This window comes from Bacillus sp. AK25, from assembly GCF_048270685.1.
In the GTDB taxonomy this organism is placed as follows: domain Bacteria; phylum Bacillota; class Bacilli; order Bacillales; family Bacillaceae; genus Bacillus; species Bacillus altitudinis.
The window spans coordinates 2,765,070-2,788,327 of sequence record NZ_JBLUWC010000001.1 but is presented as its reverse complement, the minus strand read 5'-3'; the positions used below and the strand labels follow the sequence as shown (position 1 = coordinate 2,788,327).

The following is a 23,258-nucleotide window of genomic DNA, read 5'->3' as shown; positions in this document are numbered from 1 at the left end:
TACGAATAAAGAGGAGGTAAAGGAGAGGCAAGGGGATAAGACGCGCTTATCCCGATGCACAAATTAAGCTTTAAAATCTTTTAGTTCATCACGTGTTGCAGGGATTTTCACTTCACCCTTGATGATTTTTTGTTTCCATTCTTCGACTTTCTTCAATACATCTTTATTAAGATTCTCTTGAGATGGAGAGATGTCAACGCCGCCTTCTTTCAGACCGTACGTGATGACTTCGCCACCAGGGAATTTACCTTCTTTTGCTTTTGTTGTTAAGTCTTGTACCGCTGTGTCTACTTTCTTAATCATAGAAGTAAGAGTGACACTTTGTTTTGTTCCAGGTACTTTACCTTCGTCATACTGGTCTTTATCAACACCGATAACCCAAACATTTCGATTTGGATCTGCCTTTTTTAAATTGGTTGCTTCTGTAAATACACCAGTTCCAGTACCTCCAGCTGCATGATAAATAATGTCAACGCCAGATTTGTACATACTTTCAGCTGTTGCTTTACCGATGTCTGCTTTATCAAATGCACCAGCATATTTCACTTCAACTTTTGCTTTTGGATTAGCTGCTTCAACGCCTGCACGGAAACCAACTTCGAATTTTCTGATTAATTCAGAATCAACGCCGCCAACAAAACCAATTTTGTTTGATTTTGTAGAAAGAGCCGCTGCAACACCTACAAGGAAGGACCCTTCGTTTTCGTTAAATGTAATACTAGCTACGTTCTTCTTATCAACAACTGCATCCACAATTGCAAATTTGGAATCTTTTCGCTGATCAGCTATTTTAGAAATGGCACTCTCCATTTTATAGCCGATACCATAAATCAGGTTAAATTTTTGTCTAACAAGTGTATTTAAATTTGTTGGATAATCTGCATCCGTTTTGGATTGTAAGTAATCAAAGCCATTTTTACCTTTTGTTAAATTGTTGTCTTTCCCAAATGCTTGTAAACCTTCCCAAGCTGATTGGTTAAACGATTTGTCATCGACACCACCGACATCAGTTACCATTGCAACAGTGAATTGATCTTTATCTTTTTTGTTTTCACCGCTGTTTGAGCCAGAGTTGCCGCATGCTCCAAGGATGGTTCCTGCTGCTACGACTAAGGACAATGCAAGTCCAATTTTGCGCTTCTTCAAAACATAACCCCCTATAAAATTTAAAAGTTTCAGAAAAGTCTCGCGAAAAAAGACCGACTCTTGACTTCTCTTATCCTTGTGAAAAGGGTATTTTATCCTGCATTCTTTTAAAATTGATGGAAACAGGAGAGAAGATGTAAGACATCAGACTTATATCTCGTTGAACTAATCAATCATAATTTATCATTTCCCATCGAATAAATAAATAGAAATTTGTTTTATTTTTAAAAAAATGTTAAAAGGCTAAATTCGATGTCTTTTTATGCGCTGAAATATGATATAATGCCGCTTTTATGATGTGCTCTACTACAGTGGAACCACTGATATCAAGGGGTTTGTGACATCGTATGCCATAAAAAAACATCTGGCCTTTGAGAAAGGTCAGATGTGTCAAATTAAAGATATTGCTGTATCAAATTCATGTTGCTTGTATTCAGTTTATATTGGAAAACAGGGCGGCCGATTGTCCCGTATGCCATCTCCACATCAACCACTTCGATATCCTCAAGAAATTTCAAGTATTTTCTAATCGAAACTTGGGAGATTTCTGTATGATTCGCTAGGTCTTCGGTCGTGAAAGCCTGCTGACCGAATGATTGAATGCTTGTCCAGATGAGTTTGAGTGTGCTCTTCGTCAGGCCTTTTGGCAGCAGGACTTTTTCCGCCTCTGCTTTTTTATGAAAAAGCTTCGCGTCTAAATCATTTTGCGAGATGCTGTTCATCGTTTGGTATAGGGCATGTTTTCTTTTATATTCTGCCAGTGCTGATTGGAAGCGTTCAAACTCAAAAGGTTTGATTAAATAGTCGACAGCTCCGTTTCGCATCGTTTGCTGTACGACATCCACTTCATTTGCAGCTGAAATGACGATGACGTCAACGGAATGATTTTGCTGACGAATTTCTGATAATAGGGCGAGCCCATTTTGTCCAGGCATATAAATATCAAGCAATACAAGGTGAATGATTTCTGATTTTAAGATGTCTAGTGCCTTTTGAAATGAGGTGGCAATCCCTTTTAATTCAAATCCTTCTATTTGGGTCAAGTAGCGTTTATTCAGCTCCCCGACCATTGGATCATCTTCTACGATCAACACATTAATCATGTGAATCCTCCTTTTGTTTATATGGAATACGGAGACTAAAGGTCGTTCCTTCTCCTTTTTCGCTTATGACGATCATATGTCCGTTCAGTTTTTTGATGCTTTGGTCAACAAAGTAAAGGCCAAATCCTCTGTCTTCTCCTTTTGTTGAAAAGCCTTGATCAAACATAATGTCCTGTTCTTCTTTTGTCAGACCGACACCTGTGTCTGTAATTTCAATATGAAGCTGCTCTTGGACATATCTGAATGAGATGGAGATATTTTTGTTCTCTGTATGGGAAACGGCATCGAGTGCGTTATTTAACAGATTACCGATGACCGTAATAAGGTCATGTGTGACTGCTGGATCCTCCGAGTTTGGTACCTGTGTACTGCAATTGACTTCTAAAGCTGCGCCTTGTTCTCTGATGTAGCTTTGTTTTCCTAGTAAAAACCCGGCTAAGACAGAGTTTTTCACATGGTTGATGATTTCATTTGTTTCTGTCTGCTGATAAATCGCAATATCTTTAATATAGGTGCCAAGGTCATCATAGTTCTTCAGCTGGACCAATCCTAAAATGACATGGAGCTTGTTCATAAATTCGTGTGACTGGGCACGAAGTGCATTGGCATACATCTTCACCCCGCTCAGCTGCTCAGCCAGATGTTTGACTTCTGTTTTGTCACGGAAGGTTGCGATCGCTCCGACAATTTCTCCTTTTACCGTAATCGGTACCTCATTAAAGACCAGCTCCAAACCGTTCATTCTGACATCGCGATCAAGCAGCGGTTTCCGTGTTTCGATTACTTGCTTTAAGCCGCTTGAAGGAAGAAGGGCCTGTACATCTTGTTCTCTAGGGTCAACCATAATGCCCATATTATGAAAAAGACGTTTAGCTTCTGCATTTGCCAGCTTGATTTTACCGTGCTGATCGACGGCAAGAATGCCTTCTTTTGTTGACTCTAGCATAGCGCTTCGTTCTTTTAATAAAGTGGCAATTTCATCTGGTTCTAGTCCAAACATAATCTTCTTTACTTTACGTGCCACAATGAGTGCGCCGATAATGCCAGATAAAAGGCTAAGCGATGTGACAAAGTAGAGCGGGAGCAGGCTTTGATGAATAATTAAATCAATTTCCTTTAATGTAATCCCAACTGCCACAGCCCCGAGCTGCTTGCCATCTTGGTTATAAACAGGAACAAAGGCACGCATGGACTTGCCAAGTGTTCCAGATGCGGTACTAATATGTTCTTTACCCTGTAAAGCCGGTTTTTCATCACCGCCAGCAAACCGCTTCCCAATCTTTTGCGGATTCGGATGTGTTTTGCGGATACCGTTCATATCCATGACGACAACGAATTCGGTTTTGGTGATACGCTGCACATTGGTTGTATATTTCCGTAGTGCTGTATATGATTGATCTTTTTCTAATGATTTCGCTGTGATCGGAGCCTCTGCGACCATTTTGGCAGTAGAGAGGGCAATGTCACGTTCCTGCTGATGAATATTTTTGGCTGTTTCTGACCAGATCGTAAAGAATGTGATACAGAGGGAGATCAGGACAACAATACAGACAAAGATCGTCAGCCGTGTTTGCAGTCTTAAAGTTTTTTTCACGAGTATACCCCTAACGTGCAATTTTTTCGTAATAGTAATACTTTAACGGGAAAATGTAAGTTTGTGAAGGAATGTACGTGCAAAATCACAAATTTGATTTAGATTCCAGTTTACTTGGAAAGCATCTTGTCAATCCGTTTTAAGTGAGCCATAATAAAAATGAGCTTATGAGAAAGGATCTATTTATGAAAAATACATATTTGACTGGATATTTTCCGCTGATTTCGATTTTGCTATTCAGCTCTGCCTTTTCTATTTTTACAGTAGGTATCACGACTGACTTCTTGACCCAAGCAGGGATTTTAAAAGGAATGCTGGAATTTTTCTCTGAACAGGGCATTCGTCTTGCTTTGTTTGCCGCATTTGCACTTGTTTATTTTATGATTTTATCTGCTTTAAAACTCATTGCAGATACGGTGTTAGAGTTGGCGCTGCTCTTTTTTGCAAAGGACCCTGAAGGGGAGAACTTAAAGAAAATTCGGATTGCATCGGTTGTCTATTTGTTTGCCAGCTTACTTGCATTTCTATTGACGCAGCAGCTCATTCTGCTTGTTGGACTTTTTGTTTTAGCAAGTCTCGTCTATTTTATCTGGGTTGTGGTACGCATTTATCAATCACTTTCCATGCTGAATTTAATTGGGTTTATGATGTTTATTCTGCTGTTTTGGGCCACGTTTTTGATCGGCATTTTGTACTTATTTATTAAGCTTTATAACAGTGTGATGGCGAGTCTGCCAGCTTAATCAGACGAAAGAAAGCATCCTCCGATGATGGAGGATGCTTTTTTTATGGAAGAAACCGCTTCTGAATTTCAGGTGTAGGCATCATACAGGATGTTTTTTGACCAAACCATTTGTAGCGATTCTTTGCAATGAGCTGATAAAACCAGTCACGGATTGGACGAGGGATCGCGAGGAGTAAATAGCTCCATCTGTATATCCCTTTTAAATGCCGTGCGGCTTTTAAGATGCCTGTTGACTTCATATAAAGGGTCCCATTTTCAATATAAATGAATGAATTGAACTCATCTAAAGGCAAGCCGTTTTCTTTTAAAACACGCTGCCCTGTATCTGATTGTAAAGAAGCAAACATCATCCGCTCATTCGGGTCGCGCTTGATGATAAACTGAACAGCACCACTGCACACGTTGCAGACACCGTCAAATAAAATGAAGTGAGAGGGTTGTGTTGAATGCATTGCAATCAAACCTCCTGTTTATCTAGCGTATTGCATAGTTTGTTTCCAAATACGTAAGTGCGGGCTTGAACTATAAATCGATTCAACGGTTCCTCTATCTCTTCCGACCCATACACCCATTGTGTATTGATCTGTCAGGCCAACAAACCAAATGTCTTTGTAGTCATTGGATGTCCCTGTTTTCCCCCCAATGTAAGGAGAATTGAAATTCGCCTTTTTCCCTGTTCCACTTTTCACAACAGAGGCAAGCAGCTTGCGCATTGTTTCATTTGTACGCTGAGAGTAGATTTGCTTCGGCGACTCTTTCCACTTGTAAAGGGTTTTGCCGTTTAAGTCTGTGACCTTTGTAATGGAGTGATTTCGCGTATAGGCACCTTGATTGCCAAACACGGTATAGGCATCGGTTATTTCTAGCGGCGAGAAGCCTTTTGTAAATCCTCCAAGTGCAGAAGGGAGACGGTAATCATCTGCGACAATATGTTCGAATGAAAACTTTTCTAAATAGCTGAAGCCTTTTTTGACACCGACTGTATCAAGCATACGAATCGCTGGTGTATTGTAAGAGTTCTTAAAGGCTGTTTCAAGTGTCACAGTTCCATATGTTTTATGACTATAGTTTTGCGGGCAATATCCGCTACTGCAAAACTTGCCGGCACTGATTTTGCTTGATGCCGTGGCACCGGTTTGATCAATATAAGGGCCATAATCTAACAGCGGCTTAATTGCGGAACCTGGTTGTCTTTGCGCTTGATAGGCGTAGTTGAAATCAAACTTTTTATAATTCTTCCCGCCAGCAAGTGCGACGATTTGGTGGGTTTGGTGGTTAATGACTGCTGAACCGCCTTCCACACCTTGATAAGGCAATTGTGCATTGAGCTGATAAACCGCTCTTTGCTGTAAGGAAGGGTCTAGTGCTGTATAAATCTTCACACCATCTTGAAGCAATGCACTAACCTTTTCTGATAATTCTTTTTGAATTGCTTTTTTTGCGCCAGCTGTTTTGGCTTTTTTCAATCGTTTTGTAAAGCCTTCCTGATCAGACACCAGATCGGTAAATTCTTCATTGGCATATGTCACATAGTCAGGATAAAGATTTTTCTTTTCACTTAAGGACAAGCTGATTTTTTCTTTCACTGCTTTTTTGTATTGCTTCTTAGTAATGACACCATCTTTTTGTAAAATACCAAGCAGCCGTTCCTGGCGTTTCTTTGTATGTTTGAATTGTTTCAATGGGTCATACAGCGTAGGGTTGTTAGGAATCGCAGAAATAAATGCCATCTGTGCAAGTGTCAAAGAACTAAGCGGCTTATCAAAATAGTAATTAGCCGCAGAACCGACACCGTAAACCCCGTTACTGAAATAAATCGTATTTAAATAGCTTTCGAGAATTTCCTCTTTTGTAAATTTTCGCTCGAGCTCATAGGAATAGAGCAGTTCTGTAAACTTTCGGCTGAATGAACGTTCATGACTTAAATATAAATTACGGGATAACTGTTGTGTGATGGTGCTGGCGCCTTGGCTAATGCCATGGTTTTTCACATTTGCAGCAAGGGCACGAATCACGCCCATAAAGTCAATGCCTTTATGGTCATAAAAGTTGCGGTCCTCTGATCGGAGGAACAGCTCCTTGACGGAATCAGGAATTTTATCGTACTTCACGAAAACACGGTTCTCATCGTTTGATACGATCTCAGAGATAAGAGAACCATCTCGATCATACATATAACTGTTTTGGGAAAAGTCTACCTTTTCCAGCTTGATTTTTTGATCAAGCACTTCGTTAACAGGTTTTACACTTGCGGCTTCTTCCTTTGATAGATAAAAAGTCAGAACAAATAATGGGATGAGGGCAGCAAGTAATAACCAACCAATGATTGCACGAAACATGAGGTCACTCACTTTCTTCGGATTTCTAGCCATATCGTACCATTCTTTTGCGATTACGAGAAGGTTATTTTTAGAAAAGAATAGACGTGAAGTCTAGTAAACAAGGCATTTAGACAGAAGAAAAGAGTATCTGATAATGGATCAGACACTCCTCTCTTTTGTCTTTGATTGTGAGCGGACCGCCCATAAAAATAATGCCCCGAAAAGGAAAATGCCGGCGGTGACATAAAAGACAGCTGGAATTCCGTAATGACTCGCCACAATACCGCCTATGACGGGTCCGACGACATTTCCAAGAAAGCGGAAGCTGACATTGTAACCAAGCACTTCCCCTTGCATAGAGGCAGGCGCTTTGATGCGAATATAGGCCGTCGTACAAGGAATGATGCCGCCTAGTGCCATCCCGTATAAGAAACGGAAGATCACTAACATCCCGTAGGAATCTGCCATCGCTTGCGGGATGAATAAAATGGAGGAGAGGATGAGAAGGGCAAGCAGCACCTTATCGTGACCAATTCGATCTCCAAGGTCTCCCCATTTCCGTGTAAACAGCAAATTGCCAAGCCCCGTTGCAGAAAACGCCAGTCCTGCATAAAAGGCAAGGTTGACGGGGCCGTGTAAATCATGAATGTACAAGGCTAAAAGCGGCTGAATACTAAAGTTCCCGACTTGCGTAATAAATGTGAGAAGCATGGTGACGACAAGTAAAGGCTGTTTGAAAATATGGACAAGGACGTCCTTCCGTGAGTAAGAAACCCGTTTTGCTTCTTTTGAACGGATCGGCTGTTCTTTCACACCGAAGATAATGACAATCGCTGACACATATATGACAGCAGCTGTTAAGAAAAATGTATAAATGAATCCGACACTGTCTGCCATAAATCCACCCATTAATGGACCGAATAAGCCTCCGGCAACATTACTCATCTGCATCGTACCAAGGGTCTTACCGGCTGTTGCCTTTTCGGTCTGTGCAGAAATCAGTGCCATCGAAGTCGAAATAAAGCCTGTCACAAGCCCCATGAAAAGCCTTAACGCAAATAGTTGATAAACGGTTTGAACAAGCCCCATTAATAAAATGCTTGTTGCAATCCCAATGCCGTTAATGAGCAAAATCTTTTTATAGCCATGCCGGTCACCAATCCGTCCCCAAATTGGAGAAATGAGAAAGGCTGTTAAAAACGTAACCCCAAAGACATAGCCGCTCCATCTTTGAACAAATTCATTCGAATAACTGCTATCAAGAGACTCTATGTAAAGTGATAAAAAAGGGACGATCATTGTAATGCTGGCAGATACAAAAAAGTTCACAAACCACATGATGTACAAGTTTTTCTTCCTGTTTGTGATAAAGACCACCTTCTTTATTTATTTCGTGTTCCTTAATAATTATAAAGGAAAATAAACGATCTTTCATCTGATGAATAGGTTGGGCATAGTGAATCTGCATTATTTTCACGAAAATGAAGTGATTTCAAAGTCCGTCTTAATATAATAGTAGCAGGATGGAAAACAGACGAGAAAGTGGGGTGAGACTGATGGAACAGAAGACGCTGCTTGTGGTCGATTTTGAATTTACGATGCCTGATGGGAAATATCATCCGCAAAATTTTTTCCCGGAAATCATTGAGGCCGGTGTCGTCAAAGCATCAAATGAAACGATCATAGACACATTCTCAAGCTATGTCAAACCGAAAAAGTTCCCGAAGCTGACAAAGCGCTGTAAATCGTTTCTTGGCATTACGCAGCAGGATGTAGAAAGCGGGATTTCTTTTGAGACGTTTATCGAGAAGCTCGTGTCACTCGATGGGGGAGAAGACTGTGAGATTATCACATGGGGAAATATGGACATGAAGGTACTGAAGCAAAACTGTATGCTCAATCATATTGGTTTTCCTTTTAAGGGGAATCAAAGGGATCTGGCTTTTGAATATAAAACCTTTTTTGGGGATAGAACACTCACAGGACTTCGGAAAGCAGCTAAGGAGTACGGTAGTGAAGGAGCTGGTAAGCATCATAAAGCACTCGATGATGCCATGACCACTTATCAGCTGTTCACCCTTTTTGAAAAAGATCGATCCTATGTGGAAAATCCGCAAACAACCAAAATTGGTGAACTCATTGACTTCTCTCACTTTTTTGATTCGGCAGATTAGCGGGCGTCTTCTGGGAAATAATCTTTTTCAAGAGAAGAGAGGCACGCTCTTGATTTTTCAGCCCAATTGGAATCATCCGCACTGAGCCCTTTTTTCAATTTGTCTACGGCGTCTTTCAGTGATACTTGATAATCAGGTATGTCGCCATCATAAGGCTTGACCATATGATGAGGGATGTTCGTCTGTTCCCTAAAGGCCAAAGCTCGTCTTTCCTGAAAAAAAGGTACGTCCGCTTCTTTTGGATGATGCAGGTCTCCTTGAGTGGGGTGTGTTAAAACCGCTTTTACTTGAACGAGATAAGTAGATGGTTTAACGGCTGTCACTTCCCCAATGTAAACACCTGTTTTGTAAAAACCTTTCACGATTTGTCCAATCTGAATGTCTGTCATATGAAATTCCTCCATTTCCTTCGCATAAGAAGGTATTTCCTTTCTTTTAGCCAATATAGTGAAGTAAACGAGCAAAAGGGGGAAGAGCGGAACATGTCGTTCATCATATTCTTTCTACTGTATTTTCCTGAAGATAAAAGGGAGTATATCCCTGCGGCAATCACGACGGTGCTTTTCTTTGCTGCTGCATTTATTTGCTTTCGTCTGATCGTTCGTGCTTCTAAAAAGCAGGAGCAGATCGATGAAAAAAGGACAAAAAAAATGGATTGATCATTTTCTTCTTGTATCTTCAGGAAACTTCACGGTGACTGTTGTACCAGACTGCAATGAGCTTTTGAAACGAATCGTTCCATGATGATTTTCAATGATGGAAAATGTCACTGTCAACCCAAGCCCTGTTCCTTTATTTTTCAATGTGTAATAGGGTTCACCAAGCTTTTTCATTTGGCTTTCTGACATGCCTACACCGTTATCAACGAAATAAAGGCAGATTCGATGATTTTCTTTTGAAGCAAACAGTTCGATTTTACCTTCGTGTTCGGGCGCTGCTTCGATTGCATTTTTGATTAAATTAATCATGACTTGTTTGATTTTCGTTTCATCCCCTTGGATGTATAAGTCTGGTTCTATCGATTGATGAATCGTGACCGACTTAAAATTCGCATAGGATGTCATCAGCGATGCACACTCTTCAAGTAATTTAGATAAATTGAGAGATTCAATTTGATAATAATTTTGTTTCGCAATATCAAGATAGCTCGTAATAATATCCTGCGCACGGTCAAGTTCAGATAAAACGAGATTTTTATAATCTTTATTGGTTGACGGCTCTTTCGTATTGTCACTTGAAAAGAGCAGTTGGATAAATCCTCTCACCACCGTCAGCGGATTGCGGACTTCATGGGCGACACTTGCTGCCAGTTCACTCACAATCGTCAGTTTCTCTGATTGGACAAGCTGTGTTCTCATTTGCGCATTCTCTTTCACAAACTCAATGGAATAAATACTCAGCACAAGAAAGAATATGTAGTAAAGAGTTGAGAAAAATAATTCGAGCAGCTTTTGTTGCATAATGAATGCAGGGCTGTACTCTATTAAGCTGACAACAAGCAGTCCAATGTAAATAAACATCCCTTTTGATAACGCAATTAGGACTCCGTATAACAGCTTTCTCTGCTTAGAATATTGGCGCCATTTCCGGTAAAGCAGGAAAGGAATGAAAAAGTAAATCGGTACAACAATCAATCCAACCCATAAAAAAGAGCCATACATCACGAACTTTACGGTTGAACTAACTAAGATAGCAACGATTCCGGCGGTATATCCCCCGTATAAAATAGCCAGTACAAGGGGAATCGATTGAAGCCCAGTCTGCAAATCTAAAATCGAACCAACTGGATACATAATACATAGTGCTGATGAAATGGATGCAAATATGGTGATGAGCAGTTTATTCGTTTTAGGGAAATGAGCAGGGGTCCGGCTTAGCCATAGTGCATGATATAAAAAGATTGGAAATAGAATAAAAGATACATGGAGCAGAAAATCCTTGAACATTTCCATTTAAATGCTCTCCTCGTAAATAATTGTAATTCCTCTCATTATATCATTTCATGTACAAAGTAGATATGATAATAGGAGGGTTTTTTTCTTTAAAAAGAACACCCGTTAGGATGTTCTTTTGATAGAAATGGTTTTATTCGGATGATTGAGTGAATGCTTGGTGAAGGCGCTTCAGACCTTCTTTTACTGTTCCGGCAGGACAGCCTAGATTCATTCGAATAAAGCCGTCTCCTTCGTGCCCATATACGTTTCCGAGCTCTAGTATGACCTTGCCCTTTTTCAGCAGATTACGTTTCAATTCTGCTTGAGTGAGCTCATAATCACGAATATCCAGCCACAATAGATAAGAAGCATCTGGTTTCATATAACGCATGCTCGGCAGATATTCATCAATATAATCCATTGCGATCTTCATATTATTTTCGAGATAAAGAACAAGTGAATCAAGCCACTCATCACCGTGGCGATAGGCCGCCTCCATGGCAGGAATCGCAAAGGCATTCAGTTTAGACAATCCATTTCTTTGCACTTCATTGGTGAAAAGGGTTCTTTTTTCTTCATCAGAAATGATAATGGCAGATGCCTGAAGACCAGCTAAATTAAATGTTTTACTCGGTGCAATACACGTTACCGTGATGTTAGCTATGTCATCAGAAAGGCTGGCAAAAGGCACATGCGGCTGTCCGAAAAGCATCAGATCGGAATGAATTTCATCTGACACGACGGTGACACCGTACTGTACACATAAATCTCCTACACGCTTTAATTCCTCTTTTGACCAAGCTCTCCCTGAAGGATTATGCGGATGACAAAGAAACATCAGCTTTGCTTCTGGCCTTCTTAATTTCTTCTCTAAATCATCAAAATCCATCATGTAACGGTTGTTTTCTATTTTTAAAGGGTTGGTTGAGACGATACGTCCGTTTCTTTCAATCATTTGATAGAAGGGCGTATACACCGGTGACTGAATGACCACTTCATCATTCGGAGCTGTAAAGGCTTGTACCGCAAAACTAAGTGCTGTCACGATACCTGGTGTGAAGGTGACGGCATCTGTTTGTATCGTCCAACCGTGTCTTCTTTTGACCCAGTCAGCTACTGCTTGCTGCGTATCCTGATCCTGAAATGCATAGCCGAATACGCCGTGATCTAATCGTTCTTTTAAAGCATCAAGCACGACTTGGGGCGCTTTAAAATCCATATCTGCTACCCACATTGGCAGCGCATCTGTTGTCAGGAACAAAGACTCTGCTTGATCCCATTTGACTGATTTTGAACCTTTACGTATGATCTGTTCGTCGAAATTCATGAAACCCACCTCTAGCCGTTTTTCAACCATTCTTGGTTGTGCTAAAATAAACATCACAAAATTTATTATAAGCGGTGATCCCCATGAAAGATAGTCAAGCTGTAGAAGAGATGATTCAAATCATTAAGGCATGGGACCCTTTTCAGTATGGAGAGGACTTTTACGAAACGGAGCCTGCTGACGTCATCAGTGCCTTATACGACGCAGAAGACCCGTTATCTTTTGCGAAAGACATTCAAGCCATTTACCATCACTCATTTGATCAGCTTCTTCCGATGGAAAGCTGCCAGCATATCGCAAATCAGCTTTTTATCATAAGAGAAAGTAGCTCCTGCTCGTTTTAAGACAGGCTGAAATGACCAATTTGATCAGACACAAAGACCGGATTTTCCTCAGGGATGAGGTGACCGGTTTTTTTTAATGCGTGAAAGGTTGAATGCGGCAGATCCTTGTGCAGTCTTTCGCCAATTTGAATAGGAACGATCCGGTCTTCCTCCCCCCAAATCAGCAGGACAGGTGTCTCCATTTTCTTTAAGACATCTGACGCTAAATCGCCTTCCCTATGCCGAATCAAACGAAAAATACCTCTGAAAATTTGGTCATCTGAAAAAGGCTTTAAATATCCGTCCACCATCTCTTGATCAATAATCGAATGATCATGCACAACAGCGGTTAAATTTTTCATAATACCTTGCTTGAACAACTTTCTTTTTAAATAGAGATAAAAATAAGGAATATATGTGCTGTAAACAAGCGACTTTTTGGACTTATTCATATACCCTGAACTGCATAAAAGAACAGCTTTTTCAAATAGGTCGGGACGCTCAAAGGCAGCATATAAAGCAATTTGTCCCCCCATGGAATGACCCACGAGGATCGCATGCTGAATCTGCAAATAACCAGCTAGTTCAATGATAATTTTTGCCATGTTGCGATAGCTGTAAATGAACGTATTCGATTTTTCGGACTGCCCGAATGGAGGCAGATCAATCGCAATTAAATTGAAGTCTTGTTTCAGAAGCGGGATGAGCTTTCGATAGCTGAAGGTAGATGAGAAAAGGCCGTGAATCAAAATCAATGTCTTCTTACCTTCATTTGGATAGTGTTCGTAATAGATATCTAAACCGAATTTACTTTTCATATAGGATGGCTGTACAATGTCCACACTCATCAACTCCGATATTTGATACTCACTCTCTGTTAGGTGACTGTATTGTACCCTAAAAAGTGGATTTTAAGCTACGATTAGAATCTTTTCCCTGCTTAGCATAATGGGAAAAACGTGCTATAATGTTCAGAAGATTTTTTAAAACTAGCTTTTTACAATCAGAGGTGTGAAATCAATGAAACTAACCGAAAAAGAAACTGAAATATTAGAGATTTTAGATGAAAACAGCCGCGCCGATTTAAATACAATTGCAAAAATGGCAGGTGTGACATCAGAAGAAGCAGAAGCCATTATTCAAAAGCTCGAAGATCAAAAAGTCATTATTGATTATTCGACCATGATTGACTGGCGAAAAGTAGACGGACACGAAGGCGTTACAGCGATGATTGATGTGAAAGTGACCCCAAAAAGAGGCGTCGGTTTTGATGAAATTGCTGAACGCATTTACAGGTTCCAAGAAGTGGAGTCCGTGTATTTAATGTCAGGCGTGTATGATTTATCTGTTGTGATCAGAGGAAGATCCATGTCTGATATCGCCCGCTTCGTATCTGAAAAATTATCGACACTTGATTCTGTTGTTTCAACCACTACCCACTTTATTTTGAAAAGATATAAGCATGATGGGAAAGTCTTTGAAACAGGGGACGATGACAAAAGAATCGTGGTGTCTCCTTAAATGAAAAAGTCTTATTTATCTGAAACGGTACAAAGCATTCAGCCGTCAGGTATTCGGAAATTCTTTGATTTGGCAGCCACAATGGAAGGGGTTATCTCCCTTGGGGTCGGCGAACCGGATTTCGTGACAGCTTGGAATGTGAGAGAAGCTAGTATTATGTCTTTAGAGCAAGGACTGACCTCTTATACAGCAAATGCTGGGCTGCTCTCTTTGCGAAAAGAATTGAGCCATTATTTATATAAGCGGTTTCAAATTGAATACAGCCCTGAAGAAGAACTCATTATTACTGTTGGCGGCAGCCAGGCGCTTGATTTGGCCTTTCGCGCCATTTTAAACAACGGGGACGAAGTAATCATCCCAGAGCCTTGTTTCGTCGCATATGGGGCTCTGACGACACTTGCGGGCGGTGTACCGGTTTATTTAAGTACATCGGCAGAAAAAGATTTTAAAGCCGATTCTGCTGATCTTCGTACGAAGCTGACGCCGAAAACAAAAGCCATCTTGCTATGCTCTCCATCAAACCCAACAGGGTCTGTTTACTCGAAAGAAGAGCTTGAAGATATTGCTCAGTTTGCAAAGGAGCATGATCTTTTAATCATCACAGATGAGATTTATGCAGAGCTGACGTACGATGAAGCTTTTACGAGCGTAGCGGCGATTCAAGATATGAAGGAAAGAACGATTTTGATTTCAGGTTTTTCCAAAGGGTTTGCTATGACAGGCTGGCGCTTAGGCTATGTGGCAGCACCGCCAGTCCTCCGTGATGCCATGCTGAAAATACATCAATATTCTATGATGTGTGCACCAGCTATGGCACAATATGCTGCAGAAGAAGCATTAAAAAATGGACTTGAAGATGTGGAGAAAATGAAGAAAAGCTACAGAAGACGACGTAATTTGTTTGTCGGCTCTCTCAATGAACTTGGACTCACTTGCCACCAGCCAAACGGAGCGTTTTACGCTTTCCCATCCATTAAAAGCACAGGCATGACTTCAGAACAATTTGCCGAGGAGCTGCTGCTTAGCGAGAAAGTAGCGGTTGTCCCTGGAAATGTATTCGGCCCAAGTGGTGAAGGACATATTCGTTGTTCATATGCGTCATCACTCGATCACTTGCAGGAATCACTTTCAAGAATCCAGCGTTTTTTGCAGAATAGACAAGTGCAAGAAGAGGCACCTGCTATCTTAAAATAAAAAAAGGCATCAATCCATCTGGACTCATGCCTCTCAAATTAGGGGGGAATACTAGAAAGCATTCTTGTTTTCAGGTATTCCCCCTTTTGAACGGATCTAAACCCAATTAAAAAATATTTTGCGTAAAAGACCGTTCTGTGATATAGTTTTTAATTGCGTATAAACGAATATTAAAACATTTATTTAGGAGTTGTTATCATGGCGACAAAGTTTGAAGTAGGCAGTGTTTACACTGGTAAAGTAACAGGATTACAAGCGTATGGTGCGTTTGTTGCATTAGATGAAGAAACTCAAGGACTTGTGCACATTTCTGAAGTAACTCATGGTTTTGTAAAAGACATCAACGAGCACCTTTCAATTGGTGACGAAGTACAAGTAAAAGTTCTTTCTGTTGATGAAAATGCTGGTAAAATCAGCCTTTCTATCCGTGCAACGCAAGAAGCACCTGAAAGAAAAGAAAGCAAAGCAAAGAAACAAAGACCACAGCAAGTGAAAGAAGAAGCTGCTGCACCACAAGGTTTCAATACACTGAAAGATAAACTTGAAGAGTGGATTGAGCAATCAAACCGTAAAGACCTTATCAAGAAATAAAAAAAGCACCGCTTCAAACGGTGCCTTAGGCTGCCTCATATAGGCAGCCTTTTTTATGTCTTTTTGTTAGCGAACCTCTGGATTCGGCTCGTCACGGCGGACAGCTTCTTCGCTTGGCTTGAATAATAGACCAAGGTTAACAAGACCTGCAATTCCAACAAGACCATAAATAATACGTGATAATGCAGCACCTTGACCGCCAAAGATCGCTGCTACTAAGTCAAATTGAAAAAAGCCGATTAGTCCCCAGTTAATAGCACCGATAATCGTGAGCACGAGGGCAATACGTTGAATAGCACTCATCGTGATTCCTCCTTTCGCTACAGTATCAATACATTTATATTTTGCAGATTTTTAGCCAAACTATGCGTAAGAAAATGGATGAAAGCAAATTACTTTACTTTTGGAATGAAAGAAGCGCATAATGTAGCGCGAGGAGGAGATCACATGGATCGATTTACTTATTGGAATCCAACGAAATTAATCTTTGGAAAGGGAGAAGTATCAGCCCTTTCAGATGAACTAAAACACTACGGAAAAAACGTATTGCTTGTATATGGTGGAGGCAGCATTAAACGAAATGGCCTTTATGACCAAGTTGTCAGCATCTTAAAAGAATCAGGAGCTACAATTACTGAGCTTGCTGGTGTTGAGCCAAACCCGCGCTTAACAACGGTTAGAAAAGGGGTTGAGCTTTGCAAAGAGAACCAAATTGATTTTATTTTGGCAGTCGGCGGTGGTAGCGTCATTGACGCAACCAAAGCGATCGCAGCTGGTGCGAAATACGATGGAGATGCTTGGGATATCGTCACTCGTAAGCATGTCCCAATGGAAGCCATCCCATTTGGTACAGTATTAACACTTGCCGCGACAGGTTCTGAAATGAACTCTGGCTCCGTCATCACAAACTGGGAAACAAATGAGAAATACGGATGGGGCAGTCCAGCTGTCTTCCCTAAATTCTCTATTCTTGATCCAGTCAATACATTTACTGTGCCAAAAAACCATACGATTTATGGCATGGTCGACATGATGTCTCACGTGTTTGAACAATATTTCCATCACACGGAGAATACACCTTACCAAGATCGTATGTGTGAAGGACTTCTTCGTACGGTCATTGAAACAGCACCAAAGCTGATCAATGATTTGGAAAACTATGAGCTTCGTGAAACGATTTTATTCACAGGCACCATTGCACTGAATGGAATGCTTTCAATGGGCGCACGCGGAGACTGGGCATCTCACAATATTGAGCATGCGGTATCCGCGGTGTATGACATCCCTCATGCAGGCGGACTTGCGATCTTGTTCCCGAACTGGATGAAACATGTCATTCAAGAAAACCCAGGTCGCTTCAAGCAATTAGCAGTGCGTGTATTCGATGTAGACCCTGCGGGCAAAACAGACGAAGAAGTTGGCTTAGAAGGAATCGAAAAACTTTCTGCTTTCTGGACAAGTCTAGGCGCACCAAACCGTTTAGCTGACTATGACATCAACGATGAGAAAATTGATCTGATTGCAGACCGTGCAATGGCACGTGGTGAATTTGGCCAATTTAAAAAGCTGAACAAAGAAGATGTTCTAGCTATTTTAAACGCTTCTTTATAATCGAACATGGAAAAGATAGCTGCTTTTATGCAGTTATCTTTTTTGAGTTCTGCATGTACATATGTTACAGTAGTCTTTCATGTTTTTGGATATAAATGTTTTAAGGAGATGTAGAACAGATGGAGAACTTTATTTACTATAATCCAACGAAATTGATGTTTGGAAAAGGACAACTAGACGGACTAAAAAGCGAACTCGCTCGTTATGGAAAGCGAGTGCTTCTTGTATATGGTGGAGGCAGTATTAAGAAAAATGGTCTTTATGATAAGGTCATCAGCGCTTTAAATGAAGCAGAGGCTAACATATTTGAACTATCAGGAGTTGAACCGAACCCTCGTCTCACTACAGTGCAAAAAGGGATCGACATTTGCCAAAATGAGAACATTGATTTCTTATTAGCAGTTGGTGGGGGAAGTGTCATCGACTGTACAAAAGCCATTGCAGCTGGAGCAGAATATGACGGGGATGTATGGGACATTATCTCAAAGAAAACGACCGCTCAAAAAGCACTGCCATTTGGCACAGTATTGACACTTGCAGCGACAGGCTCAGAAATGAACCCGGATTCTGTGATCACGAACTGGGAAACAAATGAAAAGTATGTGTGGGGCAGTTCAGTCACGCACCCTGCTTTTTCAATTTTAGATCCTGAGCACACATATTCTGTGCCAGAGAATCAAACGGTGTATGGCATGGTTGATATGATGAGCCATGTATTTGAACAATATTTCCATAATGTCAAAAACACGCCTCTACAAGATCGGATGTGTTTTGCTGTTCTTCAAACAGTCATCGAGACAGCGCCAAAGCTACTTGAAGACTTACAAAACTATGAGCACCGTGAAACCATCCTTTATGCAGGAACGATTGCTTTAAATGGCACGCTGCAAATGGGCTATTTTGGCGACTGGGCATCACATACGATTGAGCATGCAGTATCAGCAGTCTATGACATTCCGCATGCAGGTGGACTTGCGATCCTCTTCCCAAACTGGATGCGTCATACACTTGATCATAATGTCGAACGTTTTAAAAACCTCATGTTGAACATGTTTGACATTGAGACAGAAGGAAAATCGGATCGTGACATCGCATTAGAAGGAATCGACAAGCTGTCAGCCTTCTGGACAAGCCTAGGTGCACCGAGCCGTTTAGCGGATTATGATATTGGTGAAGATCAACTGGACAAAATTGCTGACATCGCAGCAAAAGAAATGGAATATGGCGGTTTTGGTAACTTTATGAAACTTGGCCGTGATGACATTTTAGCGATTTTGAAAGCTTCTCTATAATTTGGATGGCCGCTTCTCTTCATGAGGAGCGGCTTTTTGCTGTACCAATGACGATCACTTGATTTCAATAGCTAGTTCCGCTAAAGTGAAAGGGACAGAACTAACGTAATGGAGGGCTTACAAGCGATGACACATATTCAATTTGACTACTCGAAAGCGTTACCTTTCTTTCAAGAACATGAGCTTACATATTTAAAAGATTTTGTGAAGGTGGCCCATCATAATATTCATGAACAAACGGGTACTGGCAGTGATTATTTAGGTTGGGTTGACTTACCGAAGCAATATGATCGCGAAGAATTTGCGCGCATTAAAAAAAGTGCAGAAAAGATTAAATCTGATTCTGATGTATTACTCGTTGTTGGAATTGGTGGTTCTTATCTTGGCGCACGTGCGGCCATTGAGTTTTTAAACCATTCTTTCTATAATAGTTTGCCAAAAGGCAAACGCAAAACACCGCAAATCATCTTTATTGGAAACAACATCAGTTCTTCTTATTTAACAGATGTAATGGATCTGCTAGAAGATGCCGATTTCTCCATTAATGTGATTTCAAAATCTGGTACAACTACAGAGCCAGCCATTGCGTTCCGTATCTTTAAAAAGCTCCTTATCGAAAAATATGGTGCTGAAGAAGCGAAAAAACGCATCTATGCGACAACTGACAAGGCACGCGGGGCACTCAAAACATTAGCAACTGAAGAAGGCTATGAATCATTTATCATCCCTGATGACGTCGGCGGACGCTATTCCGTCTTAACAGCAGTTGGTCTATTGCCAATCGCTGTAAGCGGTGCAGACATTGATCAAATGATGGAAGGTGCTGCCAAAGCAAGTGAAGACTTCGCTTCATCTGAGCTCTCAGAAAATGCGGCTTATCAATATGCGGTTGTCCGTAATGTTCTTTACAATAAAGGACGGACAATTGAAATGCTGATTAACTATGAGCCAGGCTTACAGTACTTTGCGGAGTGGTGGAAGCAGTTATTCGGCGAAAGTGAAGGGAAAGATGAAAAAGGAATCTATCCTTCATCTGCCAACTTCTCAACGGATCTTCATTCACTTGGTCAATATGTACAAGAAGGAAGAAGAGACTTGTTTGAAACCATCGTGAATGTAGACAAGCCACGACATGAACTTGTCATCGAAGCAGAAGAACAAGACCTTGATGGGTTAAACTATCTTGCAGGAAAAACGGTTGATTTCGTCAATAAAAAAGCATTTGAAGGCACAATGCTTGCTCATACGGATGGAAAAGTACCGAACCTGATTGTGACGATTCCTGAAATGGATGCTTATACATTCGGATATCTCGTGTACTTCTTCGAAAAAGCATGTGCGATGTCTGGGTATTTACTAGGCGTCAATCCATTCGATCAGCCTGGAGTAGAAGCGTATAAAGTGAACATGTTTGCTTTATTAGGAAAACCGGGCTTCGAAGAGAAAAAGGCAGAACTTGAGAGCCGTCTCAAACAATCATAAGAATAAAAGGCACATCTTTTCATAAGATGTGCCTTTTTTTATGTTCTCATGGTGTCAGTGCAAGCCTCCCCAAGCTCTGTACATAGAATAATCAATGGAGGAGGTTGATGAAGCGATGAGAACAAATCATATTTATATCCATGACATTTCCGGGCAGGCCATCGTTAATTTTGGGAATGTTGGGCGGATTTGTCCAATGAGTGCTACGAAAGAAACATCAGGAGCGGGCAGTGCGAACGAGACAAATGCATCATCCAGCCAAAGCTTATTTGATGCTGCTTTTACAAACAATGTGCAAATCACGAAAGGCAAATGTATGAATTCCTCTCTTTAACGAACCCTATACAAAAAGGAGGGTTCTGTATGATTCATGTACCATCTAGGCTAACTGGTGAAAGCTTTTCACTGTACCATTTAGAAGAAAACATGAAGCCGCTCGGATATGTCATTAATGGGAATTGGGATTATGATCATGGATATTTTGATTATAAAATTGACAACCGTGACGGCTATACCTTTCTCAGAGTTCCGTTTACAGCCGAGAAAGGACAGCTGGATCAGCCAGGCGTTGTGGTGAAAATGGGACATCCATTTCTCTTAAAGCATGTCTATCAAGATAAATTAGATGACCATGCGATGGTTGGAAATGTAGGGGCATCTTTTAACCAATTCCAAGAACCGAAAGAGAAAGACGGAGATGTGTCAAAGGCTTATGCCGAAATTGGCTTTTCACTCGTCAAAGAATTAGAAGATGTACTGCTTTAAAAGCTGATCAGCTCATCCTCTGGATGAAGCTCATATCCAAAAGGAGGATTCATCATGGGTCCTTCTTTTTTTTGTACGCCTACAATGATCACATGATGCTCTAAAAAGTGATGAAGTGCCGTTAAGAATGTCTCTCCAGCTAATGAAGCTGGTACTGGAATGATAGTGATCTGTTTATGGAGGGTCATGTTTCTTTTTATTTTTAACGCCATGAGCTGTTCTTTTAAAAGAAAATGCTCCACCATTAAATGATTCACGGCATCAGAAGTATGGATGACTTGATTGGCTCCAGCCCGCTCAGCATTTTTCACATAGCGATCGGTTAAAATTTCAATTAAACAATATAACGAAGGATTTAATCCTTTTGCCGCAAGCAAGGTTAAGACACTCTGCATATCAGCTGTCACTTCATTTTCATGCTGGTCGGCGGTAATCATTAATGTATGAGCACTCATAATATTTGCTCTGCGAAGTGTGGCATCCTCTGTACCATGGCCTTTAATAAAATGGACATTCTCTAAAAGAGGTCCTTCCTTTAAGGAATCATCAATGAGTACAATCGGCATGGCGGGATCAATGGTTTGAAACGATTGAAGCAGTTTGTTCGTTTTCTCATTCCAGCCGACAATGATGAGATGTCCCTTCCCCTTGAAAGCCACCTTCCCCTCTACATAATGGTGCTGTTTGCTAAATACAGCGGCAGCAAGCGTGGCAAAATAAGCCGTTACAAAGCTTGCCCCGATCAGAATCAGCGCCATACCTGCGATTTGTCCGGGCATGGTTTGCGGCACAAAATCACCATAGCCTACCGTCGCGACTGTAATGAGAGCCCACCAGATCCCATCAAAGATCGTATGATACTGCTTTGGTTCAAGTATGACGATTAATTGTCCAAAAAAGAGAAGCAAGAAACAGATGATGATCGCAATGCGAACATAAAGAGGCCATCTTAGCCAGGCAATGAAGATACGGTTTGATTTCATCGAACTCGTCCTTTCAGGGAGACTGCTAATGTCAGTATGCCCGATTAGGAAACAATTTTTCATCATCGTCATGTATTGAAATAGAACCCATATCTTAAAATAAGAGAGAAGAAGGAGGGAATGCGAATGTCGTTTGTTCAAAAGACCGTACTTCTTTTTATCGGCGCACACTTTTTATCATCTGCGGTGATTTTACTCGTGTTTGATTTAAATGCGGTGAACCATTTTATGAATGATTTCTCGTGGCTTCGTTTTTTTCAAGACCTATATGGAACGGTGACATTTTATACAGCATGCATCGGAATGTTCTTCTTTTTCATTGGTGTAGTGATTCCCCTTAAAAAGACCTAGTGCTTTTTTCTGTACACGTTACATAAAAGTCATTAAAATTGTAAATAAATATATAAAATAAAAAGGAAGCTGATGAGCATGCTGTTTTTTTATTTTTTAACATTTGCCGCATTGGGATTGTCTTTTTGGGCACAATTTAAAGTAAAGAATAATTTTGAAAAGTATTCAAAGGTTGAAGCTGCCAGTATGAAAACAGGTGCTGAAACCGCTCGATATATTTTAGATCGCAACGGGTTATATGATGTACCCGTTGAACCGGTAAGAGGAACTTTGACTGATCATTACGACCCGACGCAGCGTGTGGTTCGTTTATCTGAACCAGTGTATTATGGCCATTCCATTTCGGCCATTTCAGTCGCATCACACGAGGTTGGACATGCCTTGCAGCATCAGGAATCCTATGGTGCGCTTGTCTTGAGACATAAGATCTTCCCTGTCGTGAACTTTGCATCTGGTGTTGCCCCGCTTCTTTTCCTAGGTGGATTATTGCTCGGCAGCCTTAACTTAATCGGGCTTGGGATCGTTCTGTTCTCAGCTGCTGTGTTCTTTCAGCTAGTGACATTGCCTGTTGAGTTTAACGCAAGTTCTCGTGCAAAGAATATCATTGTTTCAGAAGGAATCATTAGAAGCAGTGAAGAAAGAGGCGTGAACAAGGTGTTAAATGCCGCAGCTCTTACGTACGTAGCAGCGGCCCTTGTCTCCCTGTTTGAATTGCTCCGTTTTGTAATGATCTTCCTAAATGGCCGTAATGATTAATTGACGCCAGAGGAGGTGAGCCCTTACCCGTGTTAGGTAAGGGTT

26 protein-coding genes are annotated in these 23,258 nt (G+C 40.9%); 14 read left to right on the top strand and 12 right to left on the bottom strand.

The annotated features are described in order from the left end of the window. Positions 1-63: 63 nt before the first annotated feature. The 3 genes from ACNO7B_RS14565 to malK all read right to left on the bottom strand — a co-directional run bounded on the left by ACNO7B_RS14565 (position 64) and on the right by malK (position 3,843). The gene (locus tag ACNO7B_RS14565; protein ID WP_417901638.1) at positions 64-1,146 is read right to left on the bottom strand and encodes a BMP family lipoprotein; all 1,083 of its coding nucleotides are present in this window, start codon (positions 1,144-1,146) and stop codon (positions 64-66) included. Positions 1,147-1,541: 395 nt separating this feature from the next. After that, the gene (locus tag ACNO7B_RS14560) at positions 1,542-2,249 is read right to left on the bottom strand and encodes a response regulator (RefSeq protein WP_050826562.1); all 708 of its coding nucleotides are present in this window, start codon (positions 2,247-2,249) and stop codon (positions 1,542-1,544) included. After that, on the bottom strand, positions 2,242-3,843 hold the full coding sequence (gene malK / locus ACNO7B_RS14555; protein WP_417901637.1) for a malate sensor histidine kinase MalK: 1,602 nt from the start codon (positions 3,841-3,843) through the stop codon (positions 2,242-2,244). Before malK ends, ACNO7B_RS14560 begins: the two co-directional genes overlap by 8 nt. 185 nt (positions 3,844-4,028) lie before the next feature. Here malK and ACNO7B_RS14550 point away from each other — a divergent pair, with 185 nt between their 5' ends. Continuing rightward, a complete protein-coding gene (locus tag ACNO7B_RS14550) occupies positions 4,029-4,586 on the top strand; it encodes a YufK family protein (RefSeq protein ID WP_008345822.1) in 558 nt (185 codons plus the stop codon). Positions 4,587-4,629: 43 nt separating this feature from the next. On the opposite strand, the gene ACNO7B_RS14545 is transcribed toward ACNO7B_RS14550, so the two are convergent. The 3 genes from ACNO7B_RS14545 to ACNO7B_RS14535 all read right to left on the bottom strand — a co-directional run bounded on the left by ACNO7B_RS14545 (position 4,630) and on the right by ACNO7B_RS14535 (position 8,247). After that, positions 4,630-5,040, bottom strand: coding sequence for a thiol-disulfide oxidoreductase DCC family protein (locus ACNO7B_RS14545; protein WP_035389247.1), 411 nt, complete (start codon positions 5,038-5,040; stop codon positions 4,630-4,632). Positions 5,041-5,058: 18 nt separating this feature from the next. Further along, complete coding sequence (locus tag ACNO7B_RS14540) at positions 5,059-6,960, bottom strand: transglycosylase domain-containing protein (RefSeq protein ID WP_410685509.1); 1,902 nt, start codon at positions 6,958-6,960, stop codon at positions 5,059-5,061. 108 nt (positions 6,961-7,068) lie between these two features. After that, positions 7,069-8,247 (bottom strand): MFS transporter, encoded by a 1,179-nt coding sequence (locus tag ACNO7B_RS14535; RefSeq protein WP_220482436.1) that lies wholly within the window; start codon positions 8,245-8,247, stop codon positions 7,069-7,071. Between the two features lie 218 nt (positions 8,248-8,465). On the opposite strand from ACNO7B_RS14535, the gene kapD reads away from it, so the two are divergent. Beyond that, the gene (gene kapD, locus ACNO7B_RS14530) at positions 8,466-9,083 is read left to right on the top strand and encodes a 3'-5' exonuclease KapD (RefSeq protein WP_025207898.1); all 618 of its coding nucleotides are present in this window, start codon (positions 8,466-8,468) and stop codon (positions 9,081-9,083) included. Here the strand turns inward: kapD and ACNO7B_RS14525 are convergent. After that, positions 9,080-9,472: a kinase-associated lipoprotein B gene (locus tag ACNO7B_RS14525; RefSeq protein ID WP_410685508.1), complete on the bottom strand. Its 393-nt coding sequence runs from the start codon at positions 9,470-9,472 to the stop codon at positions 9,080-9,082. The two genes, kapD and ACNO7B_RS14525, sit on opposite strands and share 4 nt — an antisense overlap. A gap of 93 nt (positions 9,473-9,565) precedes the next feature. On the opposite strand from ACNO7B_RS14525, the gene ACNO7B_RS14520 reads away from it, so the two are divergent. Continuing rightward, a complete protein-coding gene (locus ACNO7B_RS14520) occupies positions 9,566-9,742 on the top strand; it encodes a hypothetical protein (RefSeq protein ID WP_008345810.1) in 177 nt (58 codons plus the stop codon). On the opposite strand, the gene ACNO7B_RS14515 is transcribed toward ACNO7B_RS14520, so the two are convergent. Together ACNO7B_RS14515 and ACNO7B_RS14510 are read right to left on the bottom strand one after the other, a co-directional pair. Next, the gene (locus ACNO7B_RS14515; protein ID WP_008345807.1) at positions 9,743-11,035 is read right to left on the bottom strand and encodes a sensor histidine kinase; all 1,293 of its coding nucleotides are present in this window, start codon (positions 11,033-11,035) and stop codon (positions 9,743-9,745) included. It lies immediately after the preceding gene. A gap of 133 nt (positions 11,036-11,168) precedes the next feature. Next, the gene (locus ACNO7B_RS14510; protein WP_417901636.1) at positions 11,169-12,344 is read right to left on the bottom strand and encodes a MalY/PatB family protein; all 1,176 of its coding nucleotides are present in this window, start codon (positions 12,342-12,344) and stop codon (positions 11,169-11,171) included. Between the two features lie 83 nt (positions 12,345-12,427). Between ACNO7B_RS14510 and ACNO7B_RS14505 the strand changes: the two genes are divergently transcribed. Then, positions 12,428-12,688 carry a DUF1871 family protein gene (locus tag ACNO7B_RS14505; protein ID WP_025207895.1) on the top strand — a complete coding sequence of 87 codons (261 nt, stop codon included), beginning with the start codon at positions 12,428-12,430 and terminating at the stop codon, positions 12,686-12,688. Here ACNO7B_RS14505 and ACNO7B_RS14500 read toward each other — a convergent pair. Continuing rightward, on the bottom strand, positions 12,685-13,509 hold the full coding sequence (locus ACNO7B_RS14500) for an alpha/beta fold hydrolase (protein WP_417901635.1): 825 nt from the start codon (positions 13,507-13,509) through the stop codon (positions 12,685-12,687). The two genes, ACNO7B_RS14505 and ACNO7B_RS14500, sit on opposite strands and share 4 nt — an antisense overlap. Before the next feature lie 178 nt (positions 13,510-13,687). On the opposite strand from ACNO7B_RS14500, the gene ACNO7B_RS14495 reads away from it, so the two are divergent. From ACNO7B_RS14495 to yugI, 3 genes are all read left to right on the top strand, one after another. Then, entirely contained in the window at positions 13,688-14,188 is a 501-nt protein-coding gene (locus ACNO7B_RS14495; protein ID WP_007500517.1) for an Lrp/AsnC family transcriptional regulator, read from the top strand. Further along, the gene (locus tag ACNO7B_RS14490) at positions 14,189-15,382 is read left to right on the top strand and encodes an aminotransferase (protein ID WP_098680584.1); all 1,194 of its coding nucleotides are present in this window, start codon (positions 14,189-14,191) and stop codon (positions 15,380-15,382) included. Between the two features lie 198 nt (positions 15,383-15,580). Beyond that, positions 15,581-15,973: a S1 domain-containing post-transcriptional regulator GSP13 gene (gene yugI, locus ACNO7B_RS14485; RefSeq protein ID WP_181891741.1), complete on the top strand. Its 393-nt coding sequence runs from the start codon at positions 15,581-15,583 to the stop codon at positions 15,971-15,973. A 66-nt stretch (positions 15,974-16,039) separates the two neighbouring features. Here yugI and ACNO7B_RS14480 read toward each other — a convergent pair whose 3' ends face one another. Next, on the bottom strand, positions 16,040-16,276 hold the full coding sequence (locus tag ACNO7B_RS14480) for a DUF378 domain-containing protein (protein ID WP_008345792.1): 237 nt from the start codon (positions 16,274-16,276) through the stop codon (positions 16,040-16,042). Positions 16,277-16,420: 144 nt separating this feature from the next. Between ACNO7B_RS14480 and ACNO7B_RS14475 the strand changes: the two genes are divergently transcribed. From ACNO7B_RS14475 to ACNO7B_RS14455, 5 genes are all read left to right on the top strand, one after another. Further along, a complete protein-coding gene (locus ACNO7B_RS14475) occupies positions 16,421-17,584 on the top strand; it encodes an iron-containing alcohol dehydrogenase (RefSeq protein ID WP_008345790.1) in 1,164 nt (387 codons plus the stop codon). A gap of 119 nt (positions 17,585-17,703) precedes the next feature. Further along, positions 17,704-18,876, top strand: a complete 1,173-nt coding sequence (locus tag ACNO7B_RS14470) for an iron-containing alcohol dehydrogenase (RefSeq protein ID WP_268448371.1) — start codon at positions 17,704-17,706, stop codon at positions 18,874-18,876. A 126-nt stretch (positions 18,877-19,002) separates the two neighbouring features. Continuing rightward, the gene (locus tag ACNO7B_RS14465; RefSeq protein WP_024719715.1) at positions 19,003-20,358 is read left to right on the top strand and encodes a glucose-6-phosphate isomerase; all 1,356 of its coding nucleotides are present in this window, start codon (positions 19,003-19,005) and stop codon (positions 20,356-20,358) included. A 115-nt stretch (positions 20,359-20,473) separates the two neighbouring features. Then, positions 20,474-20,692: a spore germination protein gene (locus tag ACNO7B_RS14460; protein ID WP_025207892.1), complete on the top strand. Its 219-nt coding sequence runs from the start codon at positions 20,474-20,476 to the stop codon at positions 20,690-20,692. Between the two features lie 29 nt (positions 20,693-20,721). Continuing rightward, positions 20,722-21,123 carry a YugN-like family protein gene (locus ACNO7B_RS14455; protein WP_024719713.1) on the top strand — a complete coding sequence of 134 codons (402 nt, stop codon included), beginning with the start codon at positions 20,722-20,724 and terminating at the stop codon, positions 21,121-21,123. Here ACNO7B_RS14455 and ACNO7B_RS14450 read toward each other — a convergent pair. Continuing rightward, positions 21,120-22,106: a potassium channel family protein gene (locus ACNO7B_RS14450; RefSeq protein WP_417901634.1), complete on the bottom strand. Its 987-nt coding sequence runs from the start codon at positions 22,104-22,106 to the stop codon at positions 21,120-21,122. The genes ACNO7B_RS14455 and ACNO7B_RS14450 overlap by 4 nt on opposite strands. Before the next feature lie 126 nt (positions 22,107-22,232). On the opposite strand from ACNO7B_RS14450, the gene ACNO7B_RS14445 reads away from it, so the two are divergent. Continuing rightward, positions 22,233-22,457 carry a hypothetical protein gene (locus ACNO7B_RS14445; RefSeq protein WP_008345775.1) on the top strand — a complete coding sequence of 75 codons (225 nt, stop codon included), beginning with the start codon at positions 22,233-22,235 and terminating at the stop codon, positions 22,455-22,457. Positions 22,458-22,538: 81 nt separating this feature from the next. Beyond that, on the top strand, positions 22,539-23,213 hold the full coding sequence (locus ACNO7B_RS14440) for a zinc metallopeptidase (protein WP_024719711.1): 675 nt from the start codon (positions 22,539-22,541) through the stop codon (positions 23,211-23,213). Positions 23,214-23,258: the final 45 nt, after the last annotated feature.